The following is a 23,188-nucleotide window of genomic DNA, read 5'->3' as shown; positions in this document are numbered from 1 at the left end:
CGTTTGCTATCAGGCGGAGTGCATCGACTTGGTGGGCCAGGAAATGGTCTGTTCCGGGCTGCTGCCGGGAACAATAATGTCGCGCAACGTGTAGTTGTCCAGATAACTCAGGAACTGGACCAGTGCCTGTTTAAGGATATTGCTTAGATTGCAGCGACCGCTCAGGATGCAATGGGTGCCACTGCCCAAGCACTCCACCACGGCCAGATCGGTTTCTGTATAGCGCACCAGCTCGCCCAGATTGATATCTTCAGGAGCACGCGCCAGCCGCATCCCGCCATTTTTCCCGCGCTGCGTCTGAATCCAGCCGCCTTTGGACAGCAGGTGGGTGACTTTCATCAGGTGGGCTTGGGAAATCTGGTGGTACTGGGCAATTTCCGCGATGGTGCAAAGCCTGTCTTCGTTCTGGCCCAGATACATCAATTGACGCAGAGCGTAGTCGGTAAGGTTGGTCAGGCGCATGATCAGGGCAGTTGCAGTTCGCTGGCTACTTTGGTGGGGTTGTGCTGGAATTGGTAGCCAAACCAGAAGCTACGGGCGATACGCTGTGCGTACTCCAGCGCCAGCTTGGCCATAGCCTGATTTTCGCGTTCCTGACAGGTTTCCTTGAACAGACGCAGCCATTGTTCAAAGTGGCTGGCCTGAATGTGCTGGAGCGACAAGTGCTTGGCCATGGGGTTGCCATTGAAGCCATCGGTCTTGAGCAGCAGGGACGACCAGAACTCTTCCATTACACCCAGGTGTGTATCCCAATCCTTAATGCGCTCGGAGAAAATCGGGCCAAGGACTTCGTCCATGCGGATGCGATCGTAAAAGTCCCAGACCAGGTCATGAATTTCCTGGCGGGTACACAAAGCGTTGAGAGTCATAATATTTTTAATTTAAAGATATATATTTTATCTATCTTATTGGTAGGGCTCACCGGGGTCAAGCCGGAAAGAAAACGCTCGGGTGCGGGATATGTTCACGTCGGATTTCACGCAGATTCAACGCCTTCCTTCCTACACTGAGTCCAAGTTTCAGAGTATGGATGTTGTGTTTCAGGTGTTTTTTCCTTGAAAGGTGGTTTTTAGAGGACTTGATGATCTTGAGCGGCGTTTTTTTGCTAAGGCAAGTAGCGCATAGGGTAAATTGCACGAGTCGGGCTGGCAGGCTACGATTACTTTTTGTTGGCTAGCCCTCAATTTTGTTACAGCATGGTGCTCAAGGAATAATGATTACAAAGAGACAGGCGCAGACACTTTCTTGCGTTATCCCGGGTTTGAATGAAGCAGAAAACTTGCCCGCACTGTTGCCCGTTCTGGTGGCAACGTTGCGTGAACTGGTTCCGGCTTTTGAAATCATTTTCGTTGACGATGGCAGCACTGACGCAACGCCTTTGGTCATAGAGCAATTGCGTCAAACTTACCCCCAATTGGTTTATCTGCAGTTATCACGCAACTTCGGTAAAGAAGCGGCGTTGACGGCAGGATTGGAGGCCAGTCGCGGGCAGGTGGTCGTGTGTATGGATGCGGATTTGCAGCATCCTCCTGCCTTGATTGAAACCATGCTGGAGCGTTGGTCTACCGGGCTGGAAATGGTCTATGCCGTACGGGAAACCCGCGAGGACGAAGTTTGGCTAAAGCGTGTGGGCACCAGTGTGTTCTACAAGTTGATGCGTACATCCAATGGCCTACGCGTACCTCGTGATGCGGGCGATTTTCGCTTGATGGATCGTTGTGTGGTCGATGCCCTGATGGCCTTGCCCGAGCGCAGTCGTTTCATGAAAGGCTTGTTTGCCTGGGTGGGTTTTCCGTCCGAGCCTATTTACTACTCCCCCGCCGAGCGTTTGTATGGGGTCAGTCGATTCCGCCCCGCCAAACTACTACGCTTTGCAGTGGATGGTTTGACGGCATTTACCACCTGGCCGCTACGTTTGTTGAGTTTGTTGGGTGCGGTGCTGGCGATGCTGTCTTTCAGCTACGGTTTGTTCATTATTTTCAAGCATTTGATTTATGGAGACGCCGTACGGGGCTGGACCACCTTGATCACCGTAGTGCTGTTCTTTGCGGGTGTGAATATGCTCTCGCTGGGCGTGGTAGGTGAGTATGTCGCCAGCATCTTTGCCGAGGTCAAGAACCGACCTTTGTATTTGGTGCATCGTCGCCGGGGGCAAGGCTTGGCTCCGGATCAGGAACCCGCTCACAGTCAGGATCAAGGCAGCACCCAAAGTCAGGCTCGGCAACAGGACTGATCCAGTCGTTTAATTGCCGTTCTGCTTTCAAGTGTCATTGGACGCTACATCGATATTCTGAATTGTTTTGACAGCCACGAAGGTGGCTGCCTAACCCTTTTGGTTTGGCGACAGTCGATGAGTATCGAGAATTCTTTTCCCCCTTCTGGCGTAACCTTGCCTCTTGGGCGCGCGCGTGGCCCAGCCTACTGGCTGGGGCAAGGCGTACGAAACCTGGGCACCCTCTCTAGCCTGGCTGTGGGTCTGCTGGCGCTGCTGTGGTTTGCGCTGACCCTAGGTGTCTATCCCCTGCTGATTCCGGACGAAGGGCGCTATGTCGGTGTGGCTCTGTCCATGTTGGAATCCGGTGATTATCTGGTGCCGCGTTTGGACGGCTTGCCGTTTTTCCATAAACCCCCTCTGCATTACTGGCTCACTTCGCTGAGCCTGAAAGTGCTGGGCGTGAATTTTGTGGGTGCGCGTCTGGTGCCTGCCTTGATGGCGGCCTTGTTGATTGCTGGTATGCATGCCTTTCTGAAGCGCCATGCTAGCCAGCAACATGCGGGCTGGACGGCTCTGATTCTGGTCAGCAGCCCATTGCTGTTTGGAGCCTCCCATTACGCCAATCTGGACATGACGGTTGCTGCCTTGATCAGTAGCTGTGTGCTATTGGGCGGCCATGCTGCCTTGCAGATGGAGCAGGGGCGTCCCTATCGGTGGGCCTTGATGGGGCTGTATGCCACCGCAGGTTTGGCCTTCCTGGCAAAAGGCTTGATCGGGATTTTGATCCCCGGCGGTATCTTGGTGTTCTGGCTGTTGGGTCGAGGACAGTGGCGTACCTTGCTGCGTCTGTTTTCTTTGACCGGCCTGGGAGTCTTGTTGCTGGTCGCCACGCCCTGGATGTGGCTCATGCAGGCACGTTACCCCGGTTTTTTTGACTATTACATCGTCTATCAGCACTTTCAGCGCTTTCTGGAAACGGGTTTCAACAACCCTCAGCCTTTCTGGTTCTACTTTGCCCTGATGCCTGTCGCCACCTTGGGCTGGACGCCATTTTTATTCAAGCGCCTTCGTGGCTCTGTTAATAGTCCAGATGGTTTGGGGCCGGTACGGGGCTTGATGCTGTCTGCCTTGCTGACCGTGCTGGTTTTCTTTTCCATCCCTACGTCCAAGCTGGTGGGTTATGTCTTGCCTGCGATTGGCCCCTGGGCTTTTTTCCTGGCCGATGGAGTGATTCGTCGTAGCCAGCGGGATGGGGCAGCAAAGGTAGAGCGCTTTGCGGTCTGGAGCCTGGGTGTTTGTGTTGCTATTTGTGCGGTTGCGGTGGGCGCGATGATATTGCGACCACAGGCTAATAGTCAGGCCCTGGGGCGCGTGCTGGCGAGTGAATATCGACAGGGCGACCGGGTCGTTTTTCTGAATACCTACCGCTACGATCTGGGCTTCTACGTTCCAGGTCTGCAGAACATCAGCGTCATGGAACGCTGGGATGATCCGGAGATCATGCGCACCGATAGCTGGCGTAAAGAGTTGCTGGAAGCCGCCCGTTTTGAGCCGCAGCGTGGGGCGATGACCTTGATAGACCGGGAAACCTTGCATCAGCAGCTATGCCGGGACAGCAAGGCTGTAGTTTGGCTGATTGGCTCGCCAGATGCCGTGCGTCAAAGTCAGGTGCTCAACTATGCCCAGCGCCTGTATGACGATCAGCGCATCGCGCTGTGGCGTTTTGATCATGATGAGTTTGCGCTTATGTGCGGCGAAACGCCCAAAGCCGCCCAGCCAGAAACGTCAGCACAGCCAGGCCGATAAGAATCAGGCCCAGCAGCACGTCATAGCGCAGGCCGGAGTGATTCAGCAAAAACGCATAGCTGGCCTCGTTCACCGCGAAGCCAGCGGCAGACACCAGAAAAAAACGCATCAGAGCCGGCAAAAAACGGGCATTCTGGGAACGGAACGTCAGCCAGTAATGGCCGCCAAAAGACACCAGAAATGCAATCAGCCAGCCAAAAAGATTAGCCAGCAAGGGAGATAGACTGAGCGTTTGCACCAGGGCGATTACAATGCCCCAGTGTGTGAAGGCGGCCAAGGTGCCGACTAGAATGAACAGAATGATTTGACGAGACATAAAGCGGAGCGAGCAGTGGCCAAGGATAGGCAGATCAGTATATGCGCGGATGATTTTGGGATGGCCCCTGCCGTGGACGAGGCCATACTGACATTGGCCCAGGCCCGACGCCTGACAGGAACATCCTGTCTGGTCGATGGGGACAGCTTTGTGCAAAACGCACCGGCACTGCGCCAGAGCACGCTGCAAAAAGGTTTGCACCTGAATTTTACCGAGTTTGCCTCCCAGAAGGGCGTGTATGCCATGCCGCTCAAGCAGGTGATTATTCGTAGCCTGTTGCATCGTCTGGACAGTCAGAAGGTCAAGGACAGCGTGGCCCACCAACTGGATCGTTTTGAGGAGGTGATGGGGCAGGGGCCGGACTATATAGATGGGCATCAGCACGTGCATCAACTGCCCATGATACGCGAGGCCTTGCTGGCTGAAATGGAGCGCCGTTATGCCGCTTCCATGCCCTGGCTGCGCTATACCGGCGCCGAGCGTCTGGCCACGGGTTTTGCGTTTAAAGATAGATTCAAGGCGCAGATTATCGCCGGGCTAGGGTCCAAGGACTTGCTGCGTCTGGCCAGGGCCAAGGGCGTTACCTTGAATACCGGTTTTACCGGCGTGTACGACTTTCAGGGGGGCAAGGAGCGCTATGGCGCCTTGGTCCAGGCCTGGCTGGCGGTGATGCAGCATGGTGACAGTATGATGTGCCATCCATCCTTGCGCAGTGTGCAGGATGATCCTGTAGGGGGGCAACGTTTGGCGGAGTACGAGGTGCTGGCAGGAGCTCAAATGCAGCAATGGCTGGATCAATACAGCCTGCGTATTGCCTGAGTACCCGTTCCCAGGCAATGCACAGGCTGGTGGGCGTGTGTAAGACGTGTACGCATTTCCTGTTCATTCGACGGGCTTGGCGTACAGGTCGCTGTGCTGTGCAGCACATGATAGGCAAAGATGGATTGCGCCGTTGCCCTATCGTCGAGCGCGGCGTGATGGATTACTAAGGTGCCGGCGTAATTGAATTGTGGCAAGGCCAGGGAGAAAGGGGCTTGCGTACTCTCGGGGGGGAACATACTATTTTTCCTTTCAGTGCTTTTTGCTTATTCCGATTTCAGGAGTTTTTATGTCCTTCCCCCATCAGTTTTTGACCGAGCAATTGGCCGTCGCGCCGCAGTTATCGGGAGAGGACATGCAAGCCGTGGCCGATGCTGGTTTTAAAAGTGTCATCATCAATCGTCCCGATCTGGAAGGCGGTCCCGACCAGCCTTTGTCGGCAGACGTCATGAAGGCGGCCCAGGCAGCAGGCTTGCAGGTGGAGTATCAGCCGGTTGTGGGTAGCGCTATTAGCGCTGCTGATGTTGCCCGTTTTGGTCAGTTGCTTGAGGTTTTGCCAGGCCCGACTTTGGCCTATTGCCGCACAGGTACTCGCTGTGCCGTATTGTTCCGTGCATTGAACGAATCCTGACCTGGCTCAAGGTTCAGGTCTATACCAGCTTGTCCTGTGTCGGTATGCAGCGGTAAGCTATCTGTCTCCATTCAAAGGGGTTATGCCATGTTCAAGAAAATTCTGATTCCAACTGACGGTTCCGAGCTCTCTTCCCAAGCTGCCAATAAAGGCGTGACCTTTGCCCGTCAAATGGGTGCCGAGGTTCTGGCTTTGCACGTGACGCAGCCTTTTGCGGCCACCGTTGGTTTTGATGGTATGGCTGCTGCCTATGCCATTACCGACGAAGACTACGACAAGACCGCCAAAGAACAGTCGCAGAAATACCTGCAACAGATTCTGGACCGTGCCGAAACTGCCGGTGTGAAGGCAACCGGTAAATCCGTGTCCAACTTTAACGTGGCCGATGGTATTGTGCAGGTTGCCGAGCAAGAAGGCTGCGATCTGATCTTTATCGGTAGTCATGGCCGTAGTGGTCTGTCCCGCCTGTTGTTGGGTAGCGTAACCATCAAAGTGCTGAATATGGCCAAGAACACGGTGCTGGTGTATCGCGTTAAAGAGCACGATTAATTCGTGTTTTAGCCCAAAGAAAAAACCCGCTTAGGCGGGTTTTTTTGTGTCTGCGGTGAGTCTGGCAGTGGCTGACCGTAACTGGGTTCGTTGGCTCTTGAGGCGTGCTGTTCGCGGTGGCCGATCTTCAGGAACGCCAGAGCCGCCCACTTTAATAGCTGCGTGGCTCCAACTGCTGTTTATGGGCGACGACCGCCTGCAAGACAATAGGCAAAAGCTCGCCGTCTTCGCTTTTGCCGCTGGGATTTTGCTCTACAAAGTCCAGCAGGGAACGACGCATGCGCGGGTCCCAGAATTTCTGGATATGTTCCGCAATCTCGCGCAGGCCTTGCTCCCGATTGCTCAGGGTTTCAAAGAACTGGCCGATCTGGTTGGCCATGGGAATCAAAGGAACAATATTCATGGTGATGTGGCCGAGCGGGACTCGGCAGAATTCAGGTAGTGGGGATGGCTGTACAGCGTGAAGCTGCGGTCACGGGCAAAGGCGGCCAGCATGACACCCAGTTCATCAGCAATCTGCACGGCATAGGCGGTGGGGGCGGAGACCGCCACCACAAAGTTGATGCCCATGGCAGCGGCTTTCTGGACCATCTCGAAGCTGGCACGGCTGGAGATCAGCACCATGCCAGAGCGGGGATCAATATCATTGCGAAGCATGTGGCCCAGCAGCTTGTCCAGCGCGTTGTGGCGGCCTACGTCCTCACGCACGGCCAGGATATCGCCTTGCAGATTGCACCAGGCAGCGGCGTGGGTAGCCCCTGTCAGGCGATGCAAAGGCTGGCTGGAGCGCAAGGCATCCAGCGCCTGGAAGATGGCGGTGGCATCGGGGCTGTGCTCAGGGGCGTCCAGACGGGGTAGCTGGCGGCGTACCTCGTCCAGGCTTTCCAGACCACACAGGCCACAGCCCGTACGGCCAGCGAGCTGACGGCGACGCGCCTTGAGCTGATGCTGGCAAGCGCTGGCAATTTCGATTTGCAGCAAACTTCCGCGCTCGCCTTCCAGCACATCCACGCCGCGTATATCGTCAGCCGTACGGATGATGCCCTCGGTCATGGAAAATCCGTAAGCCAGATCCTCCAGATCGCTGGGGCTGCACAACAAGGCACTATGGCTGATGCCGTTGAATTCCAGGGCAACGGCCTGTTCGCGCGCCAGCGCATCCTGATCCTCTTGGGGCAGGGTGTCCGCTTGTGTTTGCGCTGGGGTACGCGCCTGCCGCCATACGGTGGCAGGGGCGCTGGCATCACGAAAATCTGCCTGGCTCACGTGGGCAACTCCTTAGGGCCTGTTTAGACGCATCATACTTTCGCGACGGCCTCGGCAGGCTCATGCGAGTGGCTATGATCCGCCTGGGCCAAATCCTCGGCCGGGACGGTCTCGCCTTGCAGGAGACGTTGCTGAATATCGTGGAAACGGTTCCAGCGATTTTGCCAGGCCGACTCGGAGGTCACGCGCTGAATTTGCACGGCCGTCACCTTGTACTCGGGGCAGTTGGTTGCCCAGTCCGAGTTGTTGGTGGTGACCACGTTGGCGCCCGACTCGGGAAAGTGGAAAGTAGTATAGACCACCCCAGGTTGTACCCGTTCGGTCACCGTCGCACGCAAGGCAGTCTCGCCCGCACGGCTCTTGACCGAAACTTTGTCGCCACTACGAATGCCACGATCTTCAGCATCCACCGGGTGAATTTCCAGCAAGTCTTCGGCATGCCAGGCCACGTTGTCGGTACGGCGGGTTTGTGCGCCCACGTTGTATTGCGACAGGATGCGGCCGGTCGTCAGCAGCAAGGGGAACTTGCGGCTGCTGCGCTCTTCGGTAGGCACATACTGGGTCAGCATAAAGCGGCCTTTGCCGCGCACGAACTCGTCAATGTGCATGGTGGGGGTGCCTTCAGGCGCTTGCTCGTTGCAAGGCCATTGCACGCTGCCACCCAGTTCCTGAATGCGATCGTAGGACACGCCGGTAAAGGTCGGTGTCAGGCGGGCGATCTCGTCCATGATCTGGCCGGGATGCTCGTAGCTCATGGGGTAGCCCAGCGCACGGGCCAGGGCGCAGGTGACTTCCCAGTCGGCCATGCCTGCCTTGGGTTCCATCACTTTGCGTACGCGCGAAATACGACGCTCGGCGTTGGTGAAGGTGCCGTCTTTTTCCAGGAAGGACGAACCGGGCAGGAATACGTGAGCGTATTTGGCGGTTTCGTTCAGGAACAGATCCTGCACTACCACACATTCCATGGCGGCCATGGCGGCGGCTACGTGCTGGGTGTTCGGGTCGGATTGAACAATGTCCTCGCCCTGGCAGTACAGCCCCTTGAAGCTGCCACTCAAGGCGGCCTCAAACATATTGGGAATGCGCAGGCCGGGTTCGGATTGCAGGGACACGCCCCAGGCTTCTTCAAACTGCTGACGTACGCTGGTGTCGGAGACGTGACGGTAGCCAGGGAATTCGTGCGGGAAGGAACCCATATCGCAGGAGCCTTGCACGTTGTTCTGACCACGCAGCGGGTTCACACCCACGCCTTCGCGGCCCACGTTGCCGGTGGCCATGGCCAGATTGGCAATGGCCATCACGGTGGTGGAACCTTGGCTGTGTTCAGTCACGCCCAGGCCGTAGTAAATCGAGCCGTTGCCGCCGGTGGCGTACAGACGGGCTGCGCCACGGATGTCCTCGGCGGACACGCCGCAAATCTCGGCCATGGCTTCTGGCGAGTTCTGGGGCTGGCTGACAAAGCTGCGCCATTCATTGAAGGCAGCAGTATCGCAGCGCTCGGCCACATAGGTTTCGTTCACCAGATTTTCGGTGACGATAACGTGGGCCATGGCAGTCAGTATGGCGGTGTTGGTGCCGGGGCGCAGGGGCAGGTGGTAGTCGGCCTGGATGTGTGGTGAGCTGACCAGTTCGGTCTGGCGCGGGTCGATCACGATCAGGCGCGCACCTTGGCGCAGGCGGCGTTTCAGGCGCGATGCAAACACGGGGTGGGCGGCGCTGGGGTTGGCACCCATCACGATCACCACGTCGGTGTGCATCACCGAGTCAAAGGTTTGTGTACCGGCGGACTCACCCAGGGTCATCTTCAGGCCGTAGCCGGTAGGGGAGTGACACACGCGGGCGCAGGTGTCCACGTTATTGGTACCAAAGGCGGCGCGAACCAGCTTTTGCACCAGATAGGTTTCTTCGTTGGTGCAACGCGAGGACGTAATACCGCCCACGGCGTCACGACCGTGCTGATCCTGAATGCGACGGAACTCGGACGCGGCGTAATTGATGGCCTCGTCCCACGACACTTCCTGCCAGGGATCGGTAATGCTCTTGCGTATCATGGGGTTCAGGATACGGTCCTGGTGAGTGGCGTAACCCCAGGCAAAACGGCCTTTCACGCAGGCGTGGCCACGGTTGGCCTTGCCGTCTTTCCAGGGGGTCATGCGAATGACCTTGTCGCCCTTCATCTCGGCCTTGAAGCCGCAACCGACACCGCAATAGGCGCAGGTGGTGATGACGGCGTGCTCGGGCTGGCCCAGATCGATAACGGATTTTTCCATCAGGGAGGATGTCGGGCAGGCCTGGACACAAGCACCACAGGACACGCAGTCGCTGCCCAGGAAATCGTCGTTCTGGCCGGCGGTGACGCGCGACTCAAAACCGCGCTTGTCGATGGTCAGTGCAAAGGTGCCCTGAACTTCCTCACAGGCGCGCACACAGCGGTTGCAGACAATGCACTTGCTGGAGTCGTAGGCAAAGTAGGGGTTGGAGTTGTCGGTGGTGTCGTCCAGATGGTTGGCACCCTCAAAGCCATAGCGCACGCTGCGCAGGCCCACAACACCGGCCATATCCTGCAGTTCGCAATTGCCGTTGGCAGGACAGGTCAGGCAGTCCAGCGGGTGATCGGAGATGTACAGTTCCATCACGTTGCGGCGCAGCTTGTGCAGGGTGTCGTTTTCGGTCTGGACGACCATGCCTTCTTCCACCAGGGTGGTGCAGGAAGCAGGGTGGCCGCGACGGCCTTCAATGTCCACCAGGCACAGACGGCAGGAGCCAAACGCTTCCAGCGAGTCGGTGGCGCACAGTTTTGGAATATTGATGCCGGCCAAGGCGGCCGCATGCATCACGGACGTGCCAACGGGCACTTCAATCAATTTGCCGTCAATGGTCAGGTTGACCATCTCGGTCTGGGTCGAGGCTGGGGTGCCCAGGTCACGTTCGCGTACGGCGACTGTTTCTTTCATGGTGTTCTCCGTCTTAGACCTTGGCCAGGTCCTGCTCGGTTTGCGGGGCCAGTCCAAAATCCTGGGGAAAGTGTTCCAGCGCGGACAGGACGGGATACGGGGTCATGCCGCCCAAGGCGCACAAAGACCCGGAGAACATGGTGTCGCACAGATCACGCAGCAGCTCGACATGGTTGTCCATGTCTTGGCGGCGACGGATCTTCTGGATGGTCTCCACGCCACGCGTAGAGCCGATGCGACAGGGCGTGCATTTGCCACAGGATTCGATGGCACAGAACTCCATGGCGTACTGCGCCATGTGAGCCATGTCCACTGTGTCGTCAAAGGCCACCAGACCACCGTGACCGACCATGGCATTGATCTTCATGTAGGCTTCGTAGTCCAGCGGGACATCCCACTGGTGCTCGGGCAGATAGGCACCCAATGGGCCACCTACTTGCACCGCACGCAAAGGACGACCGCTGGCGCTGCCGCCACCGTAGTCGTACAGCAGTTCACGCAAGGTGACGCCAAAGGCTTTTTCCACCAGGCCACCGTTTTGCAGATTGCCGGTCAACTGGAACGCCAAGGTGCCACGCGAACGGCCCATGCCGTAGTTCTGGTAGTAAGCACCGCCCTTGGCCAGAATCACCGGCACGGAAGCCAGCGACACCACGTTATTGATCACGGTAGGCTGACCGAACAAGCCTTTGATGGCGGGCAGAGGTGGTTTCACACGCACCATGCCGCGTTTGCCTTCCAGACTGTCGAGCAGGGCGGTTTCTTCGCCACAGATGTAGGCGCCGGCTGCTTTGCGCACTTCCAGGTCGAACTCGTAGCCGCTGCCCTGAATATTCTTGCCCAGCCAGCCCGCCGCGCGCGCTGCCTCAATGGCTTCGTTCAGCGCTTGCACGGCCAGCGGATATTCGGAGCGCACGTAGATGTAGCCATAGGTTGCGCCCACGGCCAGACCGGCAATCGTCATGCCTTCAATCAGGCACAGTGGGTCGCCTTCCATCAGCATGCGGTCAGAGAAGGTGCCCGAGTCGCCTTCGTCGGCATTACAGACAATGTATTTCTGCTGCGCCGGAGTGTTCAGTACCGTGTTCCATTTGATGCCGGTGGGGAAAGCCGCACCGCCACGACCACGCAGGCCGGAGTCGGTCACTTCTTTCACAATAGCGGCCGGCTCCATGGCCAGTGCTTTGCTCAAACCCTCAAAGCCACCACAGGCCTGATAATCGGCCACACTGACCGGATCAATAATGCCCACGCGGGCAAATGTCAGGCGTTCCTGGTTCTTCAGGTAGGGGATGGCGTCCGTCAGGCCGTGGCACAACTTATGTGTACCACCTTGCAGGAAACCGGCGTCAAACAGACCGGGCAAATCTTCAGTCTGGACAGGGCCATAAGCGACGCGGCCTGCTGCCGTTTGTACTTCCACCAGAGGTTCCAGCCAGAGCAAGCCGCGTGAGCCATTGCGCACGATCTGTATGTCCAGACCGCGCTCCTGAGCCTGGGCCGCCAGTTGCTGGGCAATCTCATGGGCGCCCATGGCGACCGCCGCAGTGTCGCGCGGAATGTAAACGGTGATGGTGCTCATGACTGGGCCTCCTGGCTGCTTAGCAGGGCGTCCAGTTTTTCGGGGGTGACGCGGGCATGGGGAACGCCGTCCAGCATGACAGCGGGGGATTGGGCGCACAGGCCCAGGCAGTAGACGGGCTCCAGTGTGTACTGGCCGTCGTCGCTGTTTTCGTGGAAGTCGCAGTTCAGGCGGCGACGGGCATGAGCCGTCAGCTCCAGCCCGCCCCGCGCCTGACAGGCTTCAGCCCGGCAGATTTCCAGGGTATGAGTCGCGTGAGGCTGGGTGCGAAAGTGGGCGTAAAAAGAGATAACGCCATGGATTTCCGCCCGGGATAGAGCCAGTTGTTCGGCCAGCACCGGCACCACGGACTCGGGAATACAGGCAATCCGGTCCTGAATCGTGTGCAAAATAGGCAATAGGTTACCTTTCTGGCCGGCGTGCTCCTGCACGGCCTGTAAGGTGACCTCTTCAGGCGTCAGGCCGGACTGGTCCTGCTCCTGGTGATGAGGGGTTGTTTGCATGTCCTGTGTGCGCGGTGCCCGAGTAGGGAGCCTGCGCCTCCATGTTTTTTTATGCACAGCCGTGCATATTATTTGACAGTGTTTTCCCTTGTAATCTAACCACTTAAGTCCATAACTTCAATAAGCAATATTTCGCATATATAATGTTTGGTACATGCAGCACAAAACATAAATACGAAAATACACTGGTCGACAAAAACACATGACCAAACAGAAATTCAAAGCCCGGCTGCGCTCTGAATGGATTCTGGAAAATGCAGACGGCGTGGAACTCCTCATGGGGGATGTGCTGCGTCTGTTGGGTGCCATCGAGCGACTGGGGCACTTGGCGGGAGCCAGCAAGGAATGCCAGTTTTCTTACAGACATGCCTGGGGCTTGTTGCGCAATGCCGAACAACAGTTTGATGCCGCCTTGCTGGAAACGTCCCGGCGTAAAGGCACCAAGCTGACCGAGTTTGCCCAGCGTTTGCTATGGGCAAACCGGCGCCTGGATGCGCGTCTGACGCCGACCCTGGAGAGCATGGCCTCCGAACTGGAAGAGGAGCTGGGTCGCTTGTATGCTCAGCCTCTGGACCGTTTGCGCTTTCAAGCCAGTCACGGATTTGCGATTGAAGGCTTGATGCGCTTTGCCAACGAACACGAGGGCTTGCCGCTGGAACTGCGCTATCGCACCGCTATTGAAGCACTGGCTTCGCTGGAGCGTGGGGACTGCGACCTGGCCGGTTTCCAGGTTCCGGTAGGCGAGTTCGAGGTGGCTGCCATGCGCCGTTATGGGCAATGGCTGTCACCGGCGCGTCACCGGCTGATTTTCCTGTCCACGCGCCGAACGGGCCTGTTTGTGGAACAGGGCAACCCCAAGAACATCACGGGCATGGCGGATTTGCTACGGCCCGATGTGCGCTTTGTGAACCGTCAGATGGGGTCCAGCACCCGCTTTCTGGCCACCTTGCTGCTGGGTCAGTTAGGGGTAAACACGAATGCGGTCCTGGGCTTTGAAACAACAGAATTGACGCATATGGCGGTGGCGGCCCATGTTGCCAGTGGCATGGCCGATACCGGGCTGGGTGTGGAAACAGCGGCCAGCCGATGCGGGCTGGAGTTTATTCCCCTGGCGCAGGAGCGTTACTTCATCGCGGTCGAGCAAGAAGCGCTGGATAAGGCTCCTATGCAGCAACTGATGAACGTGATTGGCGGTTCCGCGTATAGTCAATTCATGCAAGATCTGGTGGGTTATGACCCACGCGGTTTAGGGCAGATCATGACGCTGGAACAGGCATTCGGCCAGGCCGCCGACATGCTCTGGCGTTAGACCCCTTTGCTTGACGAAAACACACATACACCATGAGACGGGGCCAACCCTGTCCTTGAACGAAAGAGAACACCATGAGCGATGATCATGGGCCAACGTTTGAATCCCCGCCTGAAGGCGGGGGTTCGACCGGGCCACATCAAAAAGCGGCTCCTCCAGGCGCCGGGGCTTTGTCGTCGGGGCGGACTGACGCGGCGCCTGCTGGATCGGGGCTTGTACCGTCAGGCATTGAACAGGGGGTTCAAACGAGTGCTGCTGAACCTGCGCGCCGCCCTACCGTGCGCATGGCGGCGGTGTCTGAGCAACCGCTGGACAAGCGCCACCGTCCGTTTCACGATCTGCGTATTTCTCTGACCGACAAGTGCAATTTTCGCTGTACCTACTGTATGCCCAGGGAAGTGTTTGGCACGGACTACGAGTTCCTGCCTCATTCTTCCCTGCTCAGCTTTGAAGAGATCGAGCGCGTGGCACGGCAGGCGGTTTCCCTGGGCGTGCGCAAGCTGCGCCTGACAGGTGGCGAGCCGCTCTTGCGTCGAAATATTGAAGTGCTGATTGCCATGCTGGCCAAGCTGCGCACACCGGAGGGTGAGCCGGTAGAGCTGACTTTGACCACCAATGGCACCTTGTTGGGTCGCAAAGCTCAGGCGTTGAAAGACGCGGGCTTGAATCGTGTCACTGTCAGCCTGGATGCCTTGGACGATGCCCGCTTTACGCAACTCAGCGACAGCGGCGTGTCCGTGTCCACCGTGCTGGATGGCATTGCCAAGGCGCAGGCGGCAGGTTTGAGCCCGGTGAAGGTCAATATGGTGGTGCGTAAAGGCCTGAACGACGATCAGATTCTGCCCATGGTCGAGCACTTTAAAGGCTCCGGCCAGATTTTGCGCTTTATTGAATATATGGACGTGGGCACCAGCAATGGCTGGAATCTGGAAGAGGTCGTCAGCGGTGCGCAGATTGTGGAGCGTATCCAGTCCCGTTTCGCGCTGGAGCCGGTAGCGGCCCAATACCGTGGCGAAGTAGCCAGCCGCTGGCGTTTCAAGGATGGCACAGGGGAAGTGGGCGTGATTACCAGCGTGACGCAACCCTTCTGTGGGGACTGTTCACGCATGCGTCTTTCCCCGGAAGGACGTCTGTTTCTGTGTCTGTTTGCCTCTCAAGGTTATGATGTGCGGGCGCAATTGCGCTCGGGTGCTTCCGACGACCAGTTAGCCGCCTATATGCACGGTGTTTGGACGGGGCGGCAAGACCGATATTCCGAGATTCGGGGTGAGCACACCACGAGTCGTGACCGTATAGAAATGAGTTACATCGGCGGATGATAAGCACACAGGACATCAGCGGTATTGTGCTGGCAGGCGGACAGGCCCGGCGTTTTGATTTGTCGGGCCAGGTCGATAAAGGCTTGCTGCTTTTACAGGGCCAGCCGTTGGTTCAGCATCTGGTACGTCGCCTGCGCCCGCAGGTGGGGACTATCCTGATCAGTGCCAATCGCAATCCTGAACAGTATGTCCATTGGGGGCGGGTGGTGCCCGATGCGCTGGAGCTGGAAGGCTATCTGGGCCCCTTGGCCGGTCTGGCCAGTGTGCTGGATCAGGTTTCTACCCCGTGGGCTTTGTCCTGTCCCGTGGACTTGCCCTTTGTGCCAAAGGATCTGGGCAAACGCTTGATCAAAGCTGTGGAAGAGCAGGGCGCTGTCGCCGCTTATGCGCAAGCTGAACGCAGCCATCCTCTTTGTCTGCTGCTGCGTACTGATCAGGCTGCTAGCCTGAAACAGTATCTGCTGAGCGGTGAACGCCGCGTCATGAGCTGGTTGGAAAGCATAGCTGCGGTGGCAGTGGACTTTCGCGATGCACCGGAACATGCTTTTTTCAATATCAATACGCCGCAGGATCTGGATCAGGCACAGGGGTGGTAGCGCACCTTTCCATTGAGCAATGGGCTAGCCAACGTCGGTGATCGCGCTCCTTGGACGATGCTTAAATAAGCGTCCCAAATTCCATGCTGATCGGTTCAATCATATCCAGGAAGGTATTGCAGTCAGCATTCCCGGCCCAACTGTGACAAATGTTTTGAGCGTGGGTGTCGGTCGTAGCGAAAGCGATATCCATGAAGCTGCCATCTTGTAGACGAACCAGCCTCTGTCCGAGCCAGCCAGGTTGTAGGGACAAGTGCTTGTTGACCATTTTGGTGTGAGCTGCACGCAACGCTTCTTCGCTAAAGCCTTGGCGCAAACGAAATTGGCCAACTTCGATGCCGCTTCCGGTTTGCATTAAAACGACTTCATTGGCCGCGGTCGTATAGTGGCCCATCGTGCCAAACTCCGTAATCGTTACACGAAAGTCGGCAAAATCGTCTGACTTACCTACGATTTGCGCCGCTGTTTCAGCTGCTTTGGGATTGTCCCAAAGGACGATATCCGCCCGCTTGCTCTGGTCCATGCTATCAGTAAGCGGTAACCATCCTTTAAAGCCGGAGAGCGTTGAAACTCGCAGGCGTGCGCTGTCGCGCTGTTGGTCGGCCTGGATTGGATTTTCTATCTTATAAGTGACAATTTCGATACATTGACTGGCCATAGGGTTTGGCTCCTTGTAGTGGGCGTGTTGAAGAAGCCTCAGTTTAATAAGAGCCCCTGACATTTTCTGTCAGGGGTGTAGTACAAAATAATTTATGAAAACTCTTCGGCTTTTTGCCCTCTTGGATCAATTGAGAAGTGCTCGTTATCCAGTTTCTGCCGAGGCACTCGCACAGAGGTTCGGCGTTTCACCGCGTACTATTTATCGAGATATGGCCAGCCTTCAGGCGATGGGTGCGCCTGTGCGGGGCGAGTCCGGCCTTGGCTATCAATTGGAGAAGGGCTATTTTCTGCCACCGCTGCAATTTGACCCTGATGAGATGGAAGCGATCATGCTTGGCTTGCGCCTTGTGATTGCTCGTGATTGTGGGGACTTGGGGGATGCTGCCCAGCGAGTCTCGGGTAAAGTCGCCAGCGCCCTGGGTGAAGAAGGAGGGGAAAGGTTTCAGACCCTCCCAATTTTGGCGGTAAGCCGACCACAGCTAGGTGAGGAGCAAGTCACGAGGTGGGGCAGCATTCTGCGTAAATCCATTCGTGAGCGACGTGTCTTGGAGCTTGCCTATTGCGATCTTGGCGATCGCACTAGCTGCAGACGTGTCCACCCTCTTGGCCTGACGCTGTTCGATGAAGCGTGGCTCCTGACAGCGTGGTGCGAGCTGCGTCAAGATTTTAGGAATTTCCGACTGGATAGGATTAGCGGGATTAAGGAGATGGATGATCATTTCCGTCCGCAGAACGGGCAACGCTTTAAGGACTATTTAGCCAAACTGTGAGTGTGTCGTAAGGGGGCTGTTGCCCCCAAACTATTTTCTCTGTGAGGCTTAAATCAAGCCTGCCACTGGCTGTATTCGTACAGACGCACCACATCGGCGGGGGAGACATGGGAGTCGGCAGGGATGCGGGCCAGTGCCTGCGCCCAGGGCAGGGAGCTGATCACGCCCGAACCCTGATTATTGAATGGCCGCGCCAGCAGGCGGCCTTGTTCGTCGCTATCCACTTGTACTCGGATGAACTCTTCGCGGTCACCTTCAAAGTGGCGCTCGCCTTGCAAAATGCCGTAGCGAATCGCAGGCAGTACTTGATGGCGGCCTTGCAGGCGACGAATCAGCGGTGACACCATCAAGGAAAACACCGCGTAAGAGGACACCGGATTGCCGGGTAGGCAGACCAGGGGCTTGTTGTCTATGTACGCCAGTGCCAGCGGTTTGCCGGGCTTCATGCGCACTTTCCACAGATCTAGCTGACCGCCTATCCCTTCGATGGCTGGCTTCACAAAGTCCTTTTCACCGACCGAGACACCGCCTACGGTCAGCACCAGATCGCAGCGTTGCAGTAGTGCTTTCAGGGCGTCCTGAATGGCTTCCAGTGTGTCTTTGGCATGGACAGCATGGACTGTTTCAACCCCTAGTGCTTGAAGCTGTGCACGCAGCATGGGGGCGTTGGAGTTGTAGATCTGGCCGGTTTTCAGGGGCTGACCGGCGGGGGTCAGTTCGTCACCTGTAGTCAGAATGCCCACTGTCAGGCGAGGGTAGACCTGTAGCTGAGCGTGGCCTTGCGCAGCCAGTTGGGCAATATGGGCTGCTGTCAGCTTGGTGCCTGTGGTGATCAGCACCTCACCGATGCGCATGTCTTCACCACGGCGGCGGATGTTCACGCCTGCCACGGGCATTTCCAGAATGCGCACGCCCTGTTCGTCTTCCTGGCAGTTCTCCTGAATCACCACGGTATCGGCACCGGGCGGCAGCATGCTGCCGGTAAAGATGCGAATCGCCATGTTCTCTTGCAGCGTTTCAGGAATATCGCCGGCATAGCAGCGTTGCTGAATGGGCAATACCTTGCCATCGGCAATATCAGCCAAGCGCAGGGCATAGCCGTCCATGGCGCTATTGTCAGCGGGCGGCATGTCCAACAGGGCGTGAATATCCTGGGCCAGAATACGTCCCAAGGCTTGCGACAAGTCGCAGGTCTCGATTTGGGTGGGAACTTGCCCTGCCTGGGCCAGCCTTTGCTGTGCTACGTCAAATTCGATCATAGGATGGATAAATTCGATAAAACAATTCGTGGCTCAGGGCGTCAGAGCACGGTGGAAAGGAGGTCGTTCCGGAGCAGCCACTGCCATGCCTTTGCAGGCATCAGGACTTGGCTGGCTCCAGATATTCAGAGGCAAAATTGCACGGGCGATGACGGCTGTCCAGTTGTTCTTTCAGGATTTTTTCCCAGGCTAGTTTGCAGGCACCGCCCGAGCCGGGAATGCAGAACAACAAGGTCCGGTTGGCCGTTCCAGCCAGCGCATCGGATTGCAAGGCCGAGGAGCCAATATCCTGATAGGACAGGTAGCGGAACTGTTCGCCAAAGCCGGTAATGACCTGATCGAGCAAAGGCGTGACTGCGGCAATCGTGGATTTTTTATGGCTGAAACCCGTACCGCCATTGCAGATGATGACGTTGATTTCCGGGTCCAGAATCCATTGGCTGAGCAGGGCGCGGATGGCGTAGATATTGTCCTTGCTGATGGCTCTCCGTACGCAGTAGTGGCCGCTATCCGTCAGGCTGGCTGCCAGATAGTCGCCGGATGTGTCTTCATCTGGGCCACGGCGGTCTGAAATTGTCAGGACGGCCACATTCAATCGGGCAGCGGGTAAGTCGCTCTTGGCTTTAGACATGCTTGTTGGTGTCCGCAGAAGTATTCCAGGCATCGGTTTTCTGGGCGTCGCTGTCGCGCTGCTGTACCCAGAAACGTTTGCCGTCAGCCAGGGTTTCGCGTTTCCAGAAAGGAGCGCGGGTTTTCAGCACATCCATGATGAATTCGCAGGCACGAAAAGCATCGCCCCGGTGGGCGCTGGTCACGCCAACATAAACGATTTGTTCGGTCAGATGCAGTTCGCCCACACGGTGTACGACCAGCGTATCCAAAATGGGCCAGCGTTGGCGGGCCTGATCGCAAACCGCTTCGATCTCGCGCTCGCACATGCCAGGGTAGTGTTCCAGGAACAGGGATTCGGTGGCAGTGCCATCGACCTGATCGCGCACATAGCCGGTAAAGGTCACCATGGCACCGGCCTTGCCGCCAGCCGTGGTACGCAGTTCGGCGTTCAGAGTGGCAACATCAAAATCTTCGGTCTGGATGCGAATCATCTCAACCTCCGGTGACGGGCTCGAATACAGCCACTTCATCGCCGGGTCGGACAGGGTCGGTGGGCTTGGCGTGAAACTGGTTCACCGCCACATGCAGGCGGCCTGCCATATCGCTCAAATTCGGGTGGCGTTGCAGCAGGGCCTCAGTCCATTGCTGGACGGTGCCTTCCTGGGGCCATTCCCAGTTTTCCTGGCGCTGGCCTGTGCGTTCGGCCACTTGGGCGAAGTACAGGACGCGCAATGTTAAAGGGCTTGTCATGCTATCTCCGTGAAAGGGCTTAGGCAAAAGCTGTCCAGGTCCCGCTTTTGCCGCCGGTTTTCTCCAGCAAACGGGTCTGTTCAATCACAATGCCTTTGTCGGCCGCTTTGCACATATCGTAAATGGTCAGGGCGGCAATGGAGCAGGCCGTCATGGCTTCCATCTCAACGCCAGTGGTATAGCGGGTGCGGCAGGTAGCCAGCACCGCAATGGTGCCCGCCGCTGCATCACTTTCAAAATCAATGCCGACAAAATCCAGGGGCAGGCTGTGGCACATGGGTATCAGTTCGGCACAGCGTTTGGCGGCCAGCACACCTGCCACACGGGCGGTGTTGAGCACTTCGCCCTTGGCATTGTGCTGGGCTGACAGCAGTTGATAGGCAGCCGGGCTCAAACGTACCACGGCGCGGGCAGTGGCATAACGGGATGTCGCCGATTTGTGGCTGACATCGACCATCTGAACTTTGCCATCTTCATCCAGATGGGAAAGGTGCAAATCGGTGTTTTCGGTAGTGGTGCTCATGATTGCTCCGGGGACCGGGCCTAGTGCGCGGTTCTAATAGTTTATGGCTGCATTATATACACCCGCCCCGGTAGCTTTGACTAAGGCCCCGGTGGGTTGCGGTCTTCCCGCAGGCGGGCTGGGTCCAGTAGTCGGGCCAGCTCGATCAGCGTGCGGGCCTGCATCTTTTCCAGTGCTCGGGCACGGTGTACCTCCACCGTGCGCATGGTGATGTTCAGGTCCTGGGCAATCTGTTTGTTCAGTCGTCCCTCCAGCGCCAGGGCCAACACTTCACGTTCGCGCTGAGACAGGGTATCCAGCCGTTGTTCCAAAGCCTGCTCGTGGTCTCGTGCTTTCTGGCTGGCCTCGTAGTTGCGCAGCACCTCCAGCACGCGGTCCACCAGATCGTTATCGTTAAAAGGCTTTTCGATGAAATCTGCCGCGCCTTGTTTCAGCGCGGTCACGGCCAGGGGCAGGTCGCCGTGGCCGGTCAGAAAAATAACGGGCAGGCAGGACTGGCGCTGGCGCAGTTGCTCAAACACCTCCAGGCCGGACAGGCCATCCATGCGTATGTCGAGCAGAATGCAGCCTTGGGTTTGGGGGCCAAGCGCATTGAGAAAGGCCTCGCCGCATTCCCAGCGTTCGGTATTGACCTGACGGGTAGCAAAGAGCCAGGACAGGGCATCGCGGATGGCCGGGTCGTCGTCCACGATGTGGACTAAAGGGGCGTGCTTAGTCATGTTCGATCAAGGGCAAGGAAAACAGGAAGGTGGCACCGTGGGGAACCCCGTTTTCAAACCAGAGTTTGCCATGGTGCAGCTCCACAATGGAGCGACAAATATTCAGACCAATGCCCAGGCCCTGAGCTTTGGTGGTGGTAAAGGCCTGGAACACCTCGGCCATGATGGTCGCTGCTACACCGGGGCCTTGGTCGGCCACCATCACCAGCACCACACCGTTGCTGGCCTGCATGCTGACTTCCAGTACCCGGCGTTCCGGCTCCAGGCCGGACATGGCTTCGGCAGCATTACGCAGCAGGTTGAAAATCAGTTGTTCCAGTAGCACCTTGTCACCCATCACGGGCAGGTTCTCGGGGTGAGAGGGCACGATCAATTGAATCTGATGATGACGCAGGCCCGCCTTGGCCATGGCCAAGGCGCCTTGCAAGGCATCGGGCAAATTCAGGGGGCTGAGCTGCGGATCGCGTTTACGTACAAAGTCGTGAATGCGGTGGATGATTTGCCCGGCACGGCGTGTTTGTTCGGCCAGACTTTCCAGGCCTCGACGCAGCAGTGTCGGATCCAGTGGTTCATTACCCAGCAGGTTCAGGGAGCCGGCTGCATAGCTGGCAATGGCCGATAGCGGCTGGTTCAGTTCATGGGCCAGCGTGGAGGCCATCTCGCCCATGGTGATGAGTTTGGCCGTGTGGTGCAATTGTTCGGACTGTGAGCTGGCCAGGGCTTCGGCCTGCTTGCGCGAGCTGATGTCAATGATGGAACTGATCCAGCCCACATGCTGTTTCTGGGCGTCAATCAGCGGGGATTCAAAGACCTGTACATCGACGCGCGAGCCGTCCGGACGTTGGAACAGCGTGTCAAAGACCTGCACGGAGCGGGAGGACTTCAGGCGGTCCCGGCGCTCCAGCGTTTCATCCATCATCTCCGGCACCCACCAGGGCATGGGCGGTGCCAGACCAATAATTTCTTCGCTGCTGCGCCCGACCAGTTCGCAAAACGCCGGGTTCACATACAGCACCTTGCCGTCCAGATCGCGGGCGCGCATGCCGGTCACCATGGAGTTCTCGATAGCACTGCGAAAGGCTTGTTCCTGCCTCAAGGCCAGCTCGGCATCACGGCGTTTGCGTGCGTAGTGATGTTGCATGGCCAGGTTCACCACAGCCAGTAAAGCCAGACCGGCAATGACGGTCAGCAGCAAGGTGAAGGTGGGAATGTTTTTTTGCGGATAGGGTGTCATCAGCAAACGCACGCCATGCAAAGGCGGGTCTACCGACATGGCGTAACGTAATTCGCTTTGCCCCGGCTCGCCTTTGGAGCGTGTGGCCAGCGTCTGGTCGCCCTGGTCGATCAGGGAGACGTGATACTGCTCGGCGATCCACCAGGGCACGTTTTCCATCAGAATGGTGGCCAGGGAAAAGGTGGCGCGCAAGGTGCCGACAATCTCGTTGTCCTCGTAAATGGGCACCACCAGATCCAGCACACTTTCCTGGTGCTCATTGGAGTAGTAGGCAGGTAACCAGGTGGACGTGCGAGGCGTGCTGACGTGGGCCGCAATTCGGGTGTCGGCACCGGGAGGGCGCACCAGCAAAGTGGTGCCAAAGCGATCTTGTACCGCGACTTTGAGCAGATCGGGGTGAATGGTTTTGAAGTGCTGTAACTGTGTCAGTGCCGTCTGGGTGGTGGCGGGCTGGGAGTGAACTTCAATTTCACTGGCAATGCGGCTTAAATTGTTCTCGTGCGAGCGCAATTGAAAGGACAGGGACTGCTCCACCCACAGGGCATTGCGTATCAGCTCGTTGGATTGCTCCTCATGGCGCTCCTTGCTGACTGCCCAGGCAAACACGCCCATCAGCAGCACAATAATCAGAATGGCCAAAATAGGCACATAGGTGCTGATCGGGTGGGCGGCCAGGGTGCGTGAGGCAGCCTGGCGCATGAATCCGGACGGACGGGCAAGACGCATCATGACAAAAGGTTTCGGATTTCCACAATAGATAATTCGGGACTGCTTTTTTAAGCTACACGCTTTCAAG

At 57.4% G+C, this 23,188-nt stretch carries 26 protein-coding genes; 9 read left to right on the top strand and 17 right to left on the bottom strand.

Going from position 1 to position 23,188, the window contains the following annotated elements:
- Positions 1-9 precede the first annotated feature (9 nt).
- A complete protein-coding gene (locus CA948_RS11875; RefSeq protein ID WP_094195645.1) occupies positions 10-462 on the bottom strand; it encodes an RrF2 family transcriptional regulator in 453 nt (150 codons plus the stop codon).
- Between the two features lie 2 nt (positions 463-464).
- Positions 465-869: a group III truncated hemoglobin gene (locus CA948_RS11870; RefSeq protein WP_094195646.1), complete on the bottom strand. Its 405-nt coding sequence runs from the start codon at positions 867-869 to the stop codon at positions 465-467.
- Positions 870-1,279: 410 nt separating this feature from the next.
- Here CA948_RS11870 and CA948_RS11865 point away from each other — a divergent pair, with 410 nt between their 5' ends.
- The gene (locus tag CA948_RS11865; protein WP_420866714.1) at positions 1,280-2,233 is read left to right on the top strand and encodes a glycosyltransferase family 2 protein; all 954 of its coding nucleotides are present in this window, start codon (positions 1,280-1,282) and stop codon (positions 2,231-2,233) included.
- A 117-nt stretch (positions 2,234-2,350) separates the two neighbouring features.
- Complete coding sequence (locus CA948_RS11860) at positions 2,351-4,021, top strand: ArnT family glycosyltransferase (protein WP_238988588.1); 1,671 nt, start codon at positions 2,351-2,353, stop codon at positions 4,019-4,021.
- On the opposite strand, the gene CA948_RS11855 is transcribed toward CA948_RS11860, so the two are convergent.
- The gene (locus CA948_RS11855; protein WP_108728095.1) at positions 3,960-4,337 is read right to left on the bottom strand and encodes a GtrA family protein; all 378 of its coding nucleotides are present in this window, start codon (positions 4,335-4,337) and stop codon (positions 3,960-3,962) included. The two genes, CA948_RS11860 and CA948_RS11855, sit on opposite strands and share 62 nt — an antisense overlap.
- 60 nt (positions 4,338-4,397) lie before the next feature.
- Here CA948_RS11855 and CA948_RS11850 point away from each other — a divergent pair, with 60 nt between their 5' ends.
- Positions 4,398-5,156, top strand: a complete 759-nt coding sequence (locus CA948_RS11850) for a ChbG/HpnK family deacetylase (RefSeq protein ID WP_108728094.1) — start codon at positions 4,398-4,400, stop codon at positions 5,154-5,156.
- On the opposite strand, the gene CA948_RS17620 is transcribed toward CA948_RS11850, so the two are convergent.
- Positions 5,132-5,395 (bottom strand): GNAT family N-acetyltransferase, encoded by a 264-nt coding sequence (locus tag CA948_RS17620; protein ID WP_125277071.1) that lies wholly within the window; start codon positions 5,393-5,395, stop codon positions 5,132-5,134. The genes CA948_RS11850 and CA948_RS17620 overlap by 25 nt on opposite strands.
- Positions 5,396-5,445: 50 nt before the next feature.
- On the opposite strand from CA948_RS17620, the gene CA948_RS11845 reads away from it, so the two are divergent.
- Positions 5,446-5,787 (top strand): protein tyrosine phosphatase family protein, encoded by a 342-nt coding sequence (locus CA948_RS11845; RefSeq protein ID WP_108728093.1) that lies wholly within the window; start codon positions 5,446-5,448, stop codon positions 5,785-5,787.
- A gap of 87 nt (positions 5,788-5,874) precedes the next feature.
- Positions 5,875-6,336: a universal stress protein gene (locus CA948_RS11840; protein WP_094195651.1), complete on the top strand. Its 462-nt coding sequence runs from the start codon at positions 5,875-5,877 to the stop codon at positions 6,334-6,336.
- A 151-nt stretch (positions 6,337-6,487) separates the two neighbouring features.
- Here the strand turns inward: CA948_RS11840 and CA948_RS11835 are convergent, their stop codons facing one another.
- Genes CA948_RS11835 through CA948_RS11815 form a run of 5 tightly spaced genes read right to left on the bottom strand, consistent with a single transcriptional unit; the run spans position 6,488 to position 12,641 of the window.
- The gene (locus CA948_RS11835) at positions 6,488-6,739 is read right to left on the bottom strand and encodes a formate dehydrogenase subunit delta (protein WP_108728092.1); all 252 of its coding nucleotides are present in this window, start codon (positions 6,737-6,739) and stop codon (positions 6,488-6,490) included.
- Positions 6,736-7,602 (bottom strand): formate dehydrogenase accessory sulfurtransferase FdhD, encoded by an 867-nt coding sequence (fdhD, locus tag CA948_RS11830; protein ID WP_094195653.1) that lies wholly within the window; start codon positions 7,600-7,602, stop codon positions 6,736-6,738. Before fdhD ends, CA948_RS11835 begins: the two co-directional genes overlap by 4 nt.
- A 32-nt stretch (positions 7,603-7,634) precedes the next feature.
- Complete coding sequence (fdhF, locus tag CA948_RS11825; protein WP_108728091.1) at positions 7,635-10,556, bottom strand: formate dehydrogenase subunit alpha; 2,922 nt, start codon at positions 10,554-10,556, stop codon at positions 7,635-7,637.
- A 13-nt stretch (positions 10,557-10,569) separates the two neighbouring features.
- On the bottom strand, positions 10,570-12,138 hold the full coding sequence (locus CA948_RS11820; RefSeq protein WP_108728090.1) for a formate dehydrogenase beta subunit: 1,569 nt from the start codon (positions 12,136-12,138) through the stop codon (positions 10,570-10,572).
- Complete coding sequence (locus CA948_RS11815) at positions 12,135-12,641, bottom strand: formate dehydrogenase subunit gamma (RefSeq protein WP_094195656.1); 507 nt, start codon at positions 12,639-12,641, stop codon at positions 12,135-12,137. The genes CA948_RS11820 and CA948_RS11815 overlap by 4 nt, the downstream gene beginning before the upstream one ends.
- A gap of 202 nt (positions 12,642-12,843) precedes the next feature.
- Here CA948_RS11815 and CA948_RS11810 point away from each other — a divergent pair, with 202 nt between their 5' ends.
- The 3 genes from CA948_RS11810 to mobA all read left to right on the top strand — a co-directional run bounded on the left by CA948_RS11810 (position 12,844) and on the right by mobA (position 15,865).
- Positions 12,844-13,950 (top strand): substrate-binding domain-containing protein, encoded by a 1,107-nt coding sequence (locus CA948_RS11810; protein WP_162496910.1) that lies wholly within the window; start codon positions 12,844-12,846, stop codon positions 13,948-13,950.
- A gap of 284 nt (positions 13,951-14,234) precedes the next feature.
- A complete protein-coding gene (moaA, locus tag CA948_RS11805; RefSeq protein WP_159086153.1) occupies positions 14,235-15,269 on the top strand; it encodes a GTP 3',8-cyclase MoaA in 1,035 nt (344 codons plus the stop codon).
- Entirely contained in the window at positions 15,266-15,865 is a 600-nt protein-coding gene (gene mobA / locus CA948_RS11800) for a molybdenum cofactor guanylyltransferase MobA (RefSeq protein WP_108728088.1), read from the top strand. The genes moaA and mobA overlap by 4 nt, the downstream gene beginning before the upstream one ends.
- A 61-nt stretch (positions 15,866-15,926) precedes the next feature.
- Here the strand turns inward: mobA and CA948_RS11795 are convergent, their stop codons facing one another.
- Complete coding sequence (locus tag CA948_RS11795; protein WP_108728087.1) at positions 15,927-16,523, bottom strand: hypothetical protein; 597 nt, start codon at positions 16,521-16,523, stop codon at positions 15,927-15,929.
- Between the two features lie 94 nt (positions 16,524-16,617).
- Between CA948_RS11795 and CA948_RS11790 the strand changes: the two genes are divergently transcribed.
- On the top strand, positions 16,618-17,295 hold the full coding sequence (locus tag CA948_RS11790) for a helix-turn-helix transcriptional regulator (RefSeq protein WP_108728086.1): 678 nt from the start codon (positions 16,618-16,620) through the stop codon (positions 17,293-17,295).
- Between the two features lie 53 nt (positions 17,296-17,348).
- Here the strand turns inward: CA948_RS11790 and CA948_RS11785 are convergent, their stop codons facing one another.
- The 7 genes from CA948_RS11785 to CA948_RS11755 form a co-directional block, all read right to left on the bottom strand.
- On the bottom strand, positions 17,349-18,554 hold the full coding sequence (locus CA948_RS11785; protein WP_108728085.1) for a molybdopterin molybdotransferase MoeA: 1,206 nt from the start codon (positions 18,552-18,554) through the stop codon (positions 17,349-17,351).
- Positions 18,555-18,654: 100 nt separating this feature from the next.
- Positions 18,655-19,185, bottom strand: a complete 531-nt coding sequence (gene moaB / locus CA948_RS11780) for a molybdenum cofactor biosynthesis protein B (RefSeq protein ID WP_108728084.1) — start codon at positions 19,183-19,185, stop codon at positions 18,655-18,657.
- Positions 19,178-19,657, bottom strand: coding sequence for a molybdenum cofactor biosynthesis protein MoaE (locus CA948_RS11775; protein ID WP_094195660.1), 480 nt, complete (start codon positions 19,655-19,657; stop codon positions 19,178-19,180). The genes moaB and CA948_RS11775 overlap by 8 nt, the downstream gene beginning before the upstream one ends.
- Position 19,658: 1 nt before the next feature.
- Positions 19,659-19,916, bottom strand: coding sequence for a molybdopterin converting factor subunit 1 (gene moaD, locus CA948_RS11770; protein ID WP_009463873.1), 258 nt, complete (start codon positions 19,914-19,916; stop codon positions 19,659-19,661).
- A gap of 19 nt (positions 19,917-19,935) precedes the next feature.
- Positions 19,936-20,439 carry a cyclic pyranopterin monophosphate synthase MoaC gene (gene moaC / locus CA948_RS11765; protein ID WP_108728083.1) on the bottom strand — a complete coding sequence of 168 codons (504 nt, stop codon included), beginning with the start codon at positions 20,437-20,439 and terminating at the stop codon, positions 19,936-19,938.
- A gap of 80 nt (positions 20,440-20,519) precedes the next feature.
- Positions 20,520-21,158 carry a response regulator transcription factor gene (locus tag CA948_RS11760; protein WP_108728082.1) on the bottom strand — a complete coding sequence of 213 codons (639 nt, stop codon included), beginning with the start codon at positions 21,156-21,158 and terminating at the stop codon, positions 20,520-20,522.
- Positions 21,151-23,121, bottom strand: coding sequence for a PAS domain S-box protein (locus CA948_RS11755; protein WP_108728081.1), 1,971 nt, complete (start codon positions 23,119-23,121; stop codon positions 21,151-21,153). Before CA948_RS11755 ends, CA948_RS11760 begins: the two co-directional genes overlap by 8 nt.
- Positions 23,122-23,188 lie beyond the last annotated feature (67 nt).

It is taken from the genome of Alcaligenes aquatilis (assembly GCF_003076515.1).
GTDB lineage: Bacteria > Pseudomonadota > Gammaproteobacteria > Burkholderiales > Burkholderiaceae_B > Alcaligenes > Alcaligenes aquatilis.
Note: the sequence above shows the minus strand (reverse complement) of the source record. Positions and strands in the feature narration are given on the sequence as shown.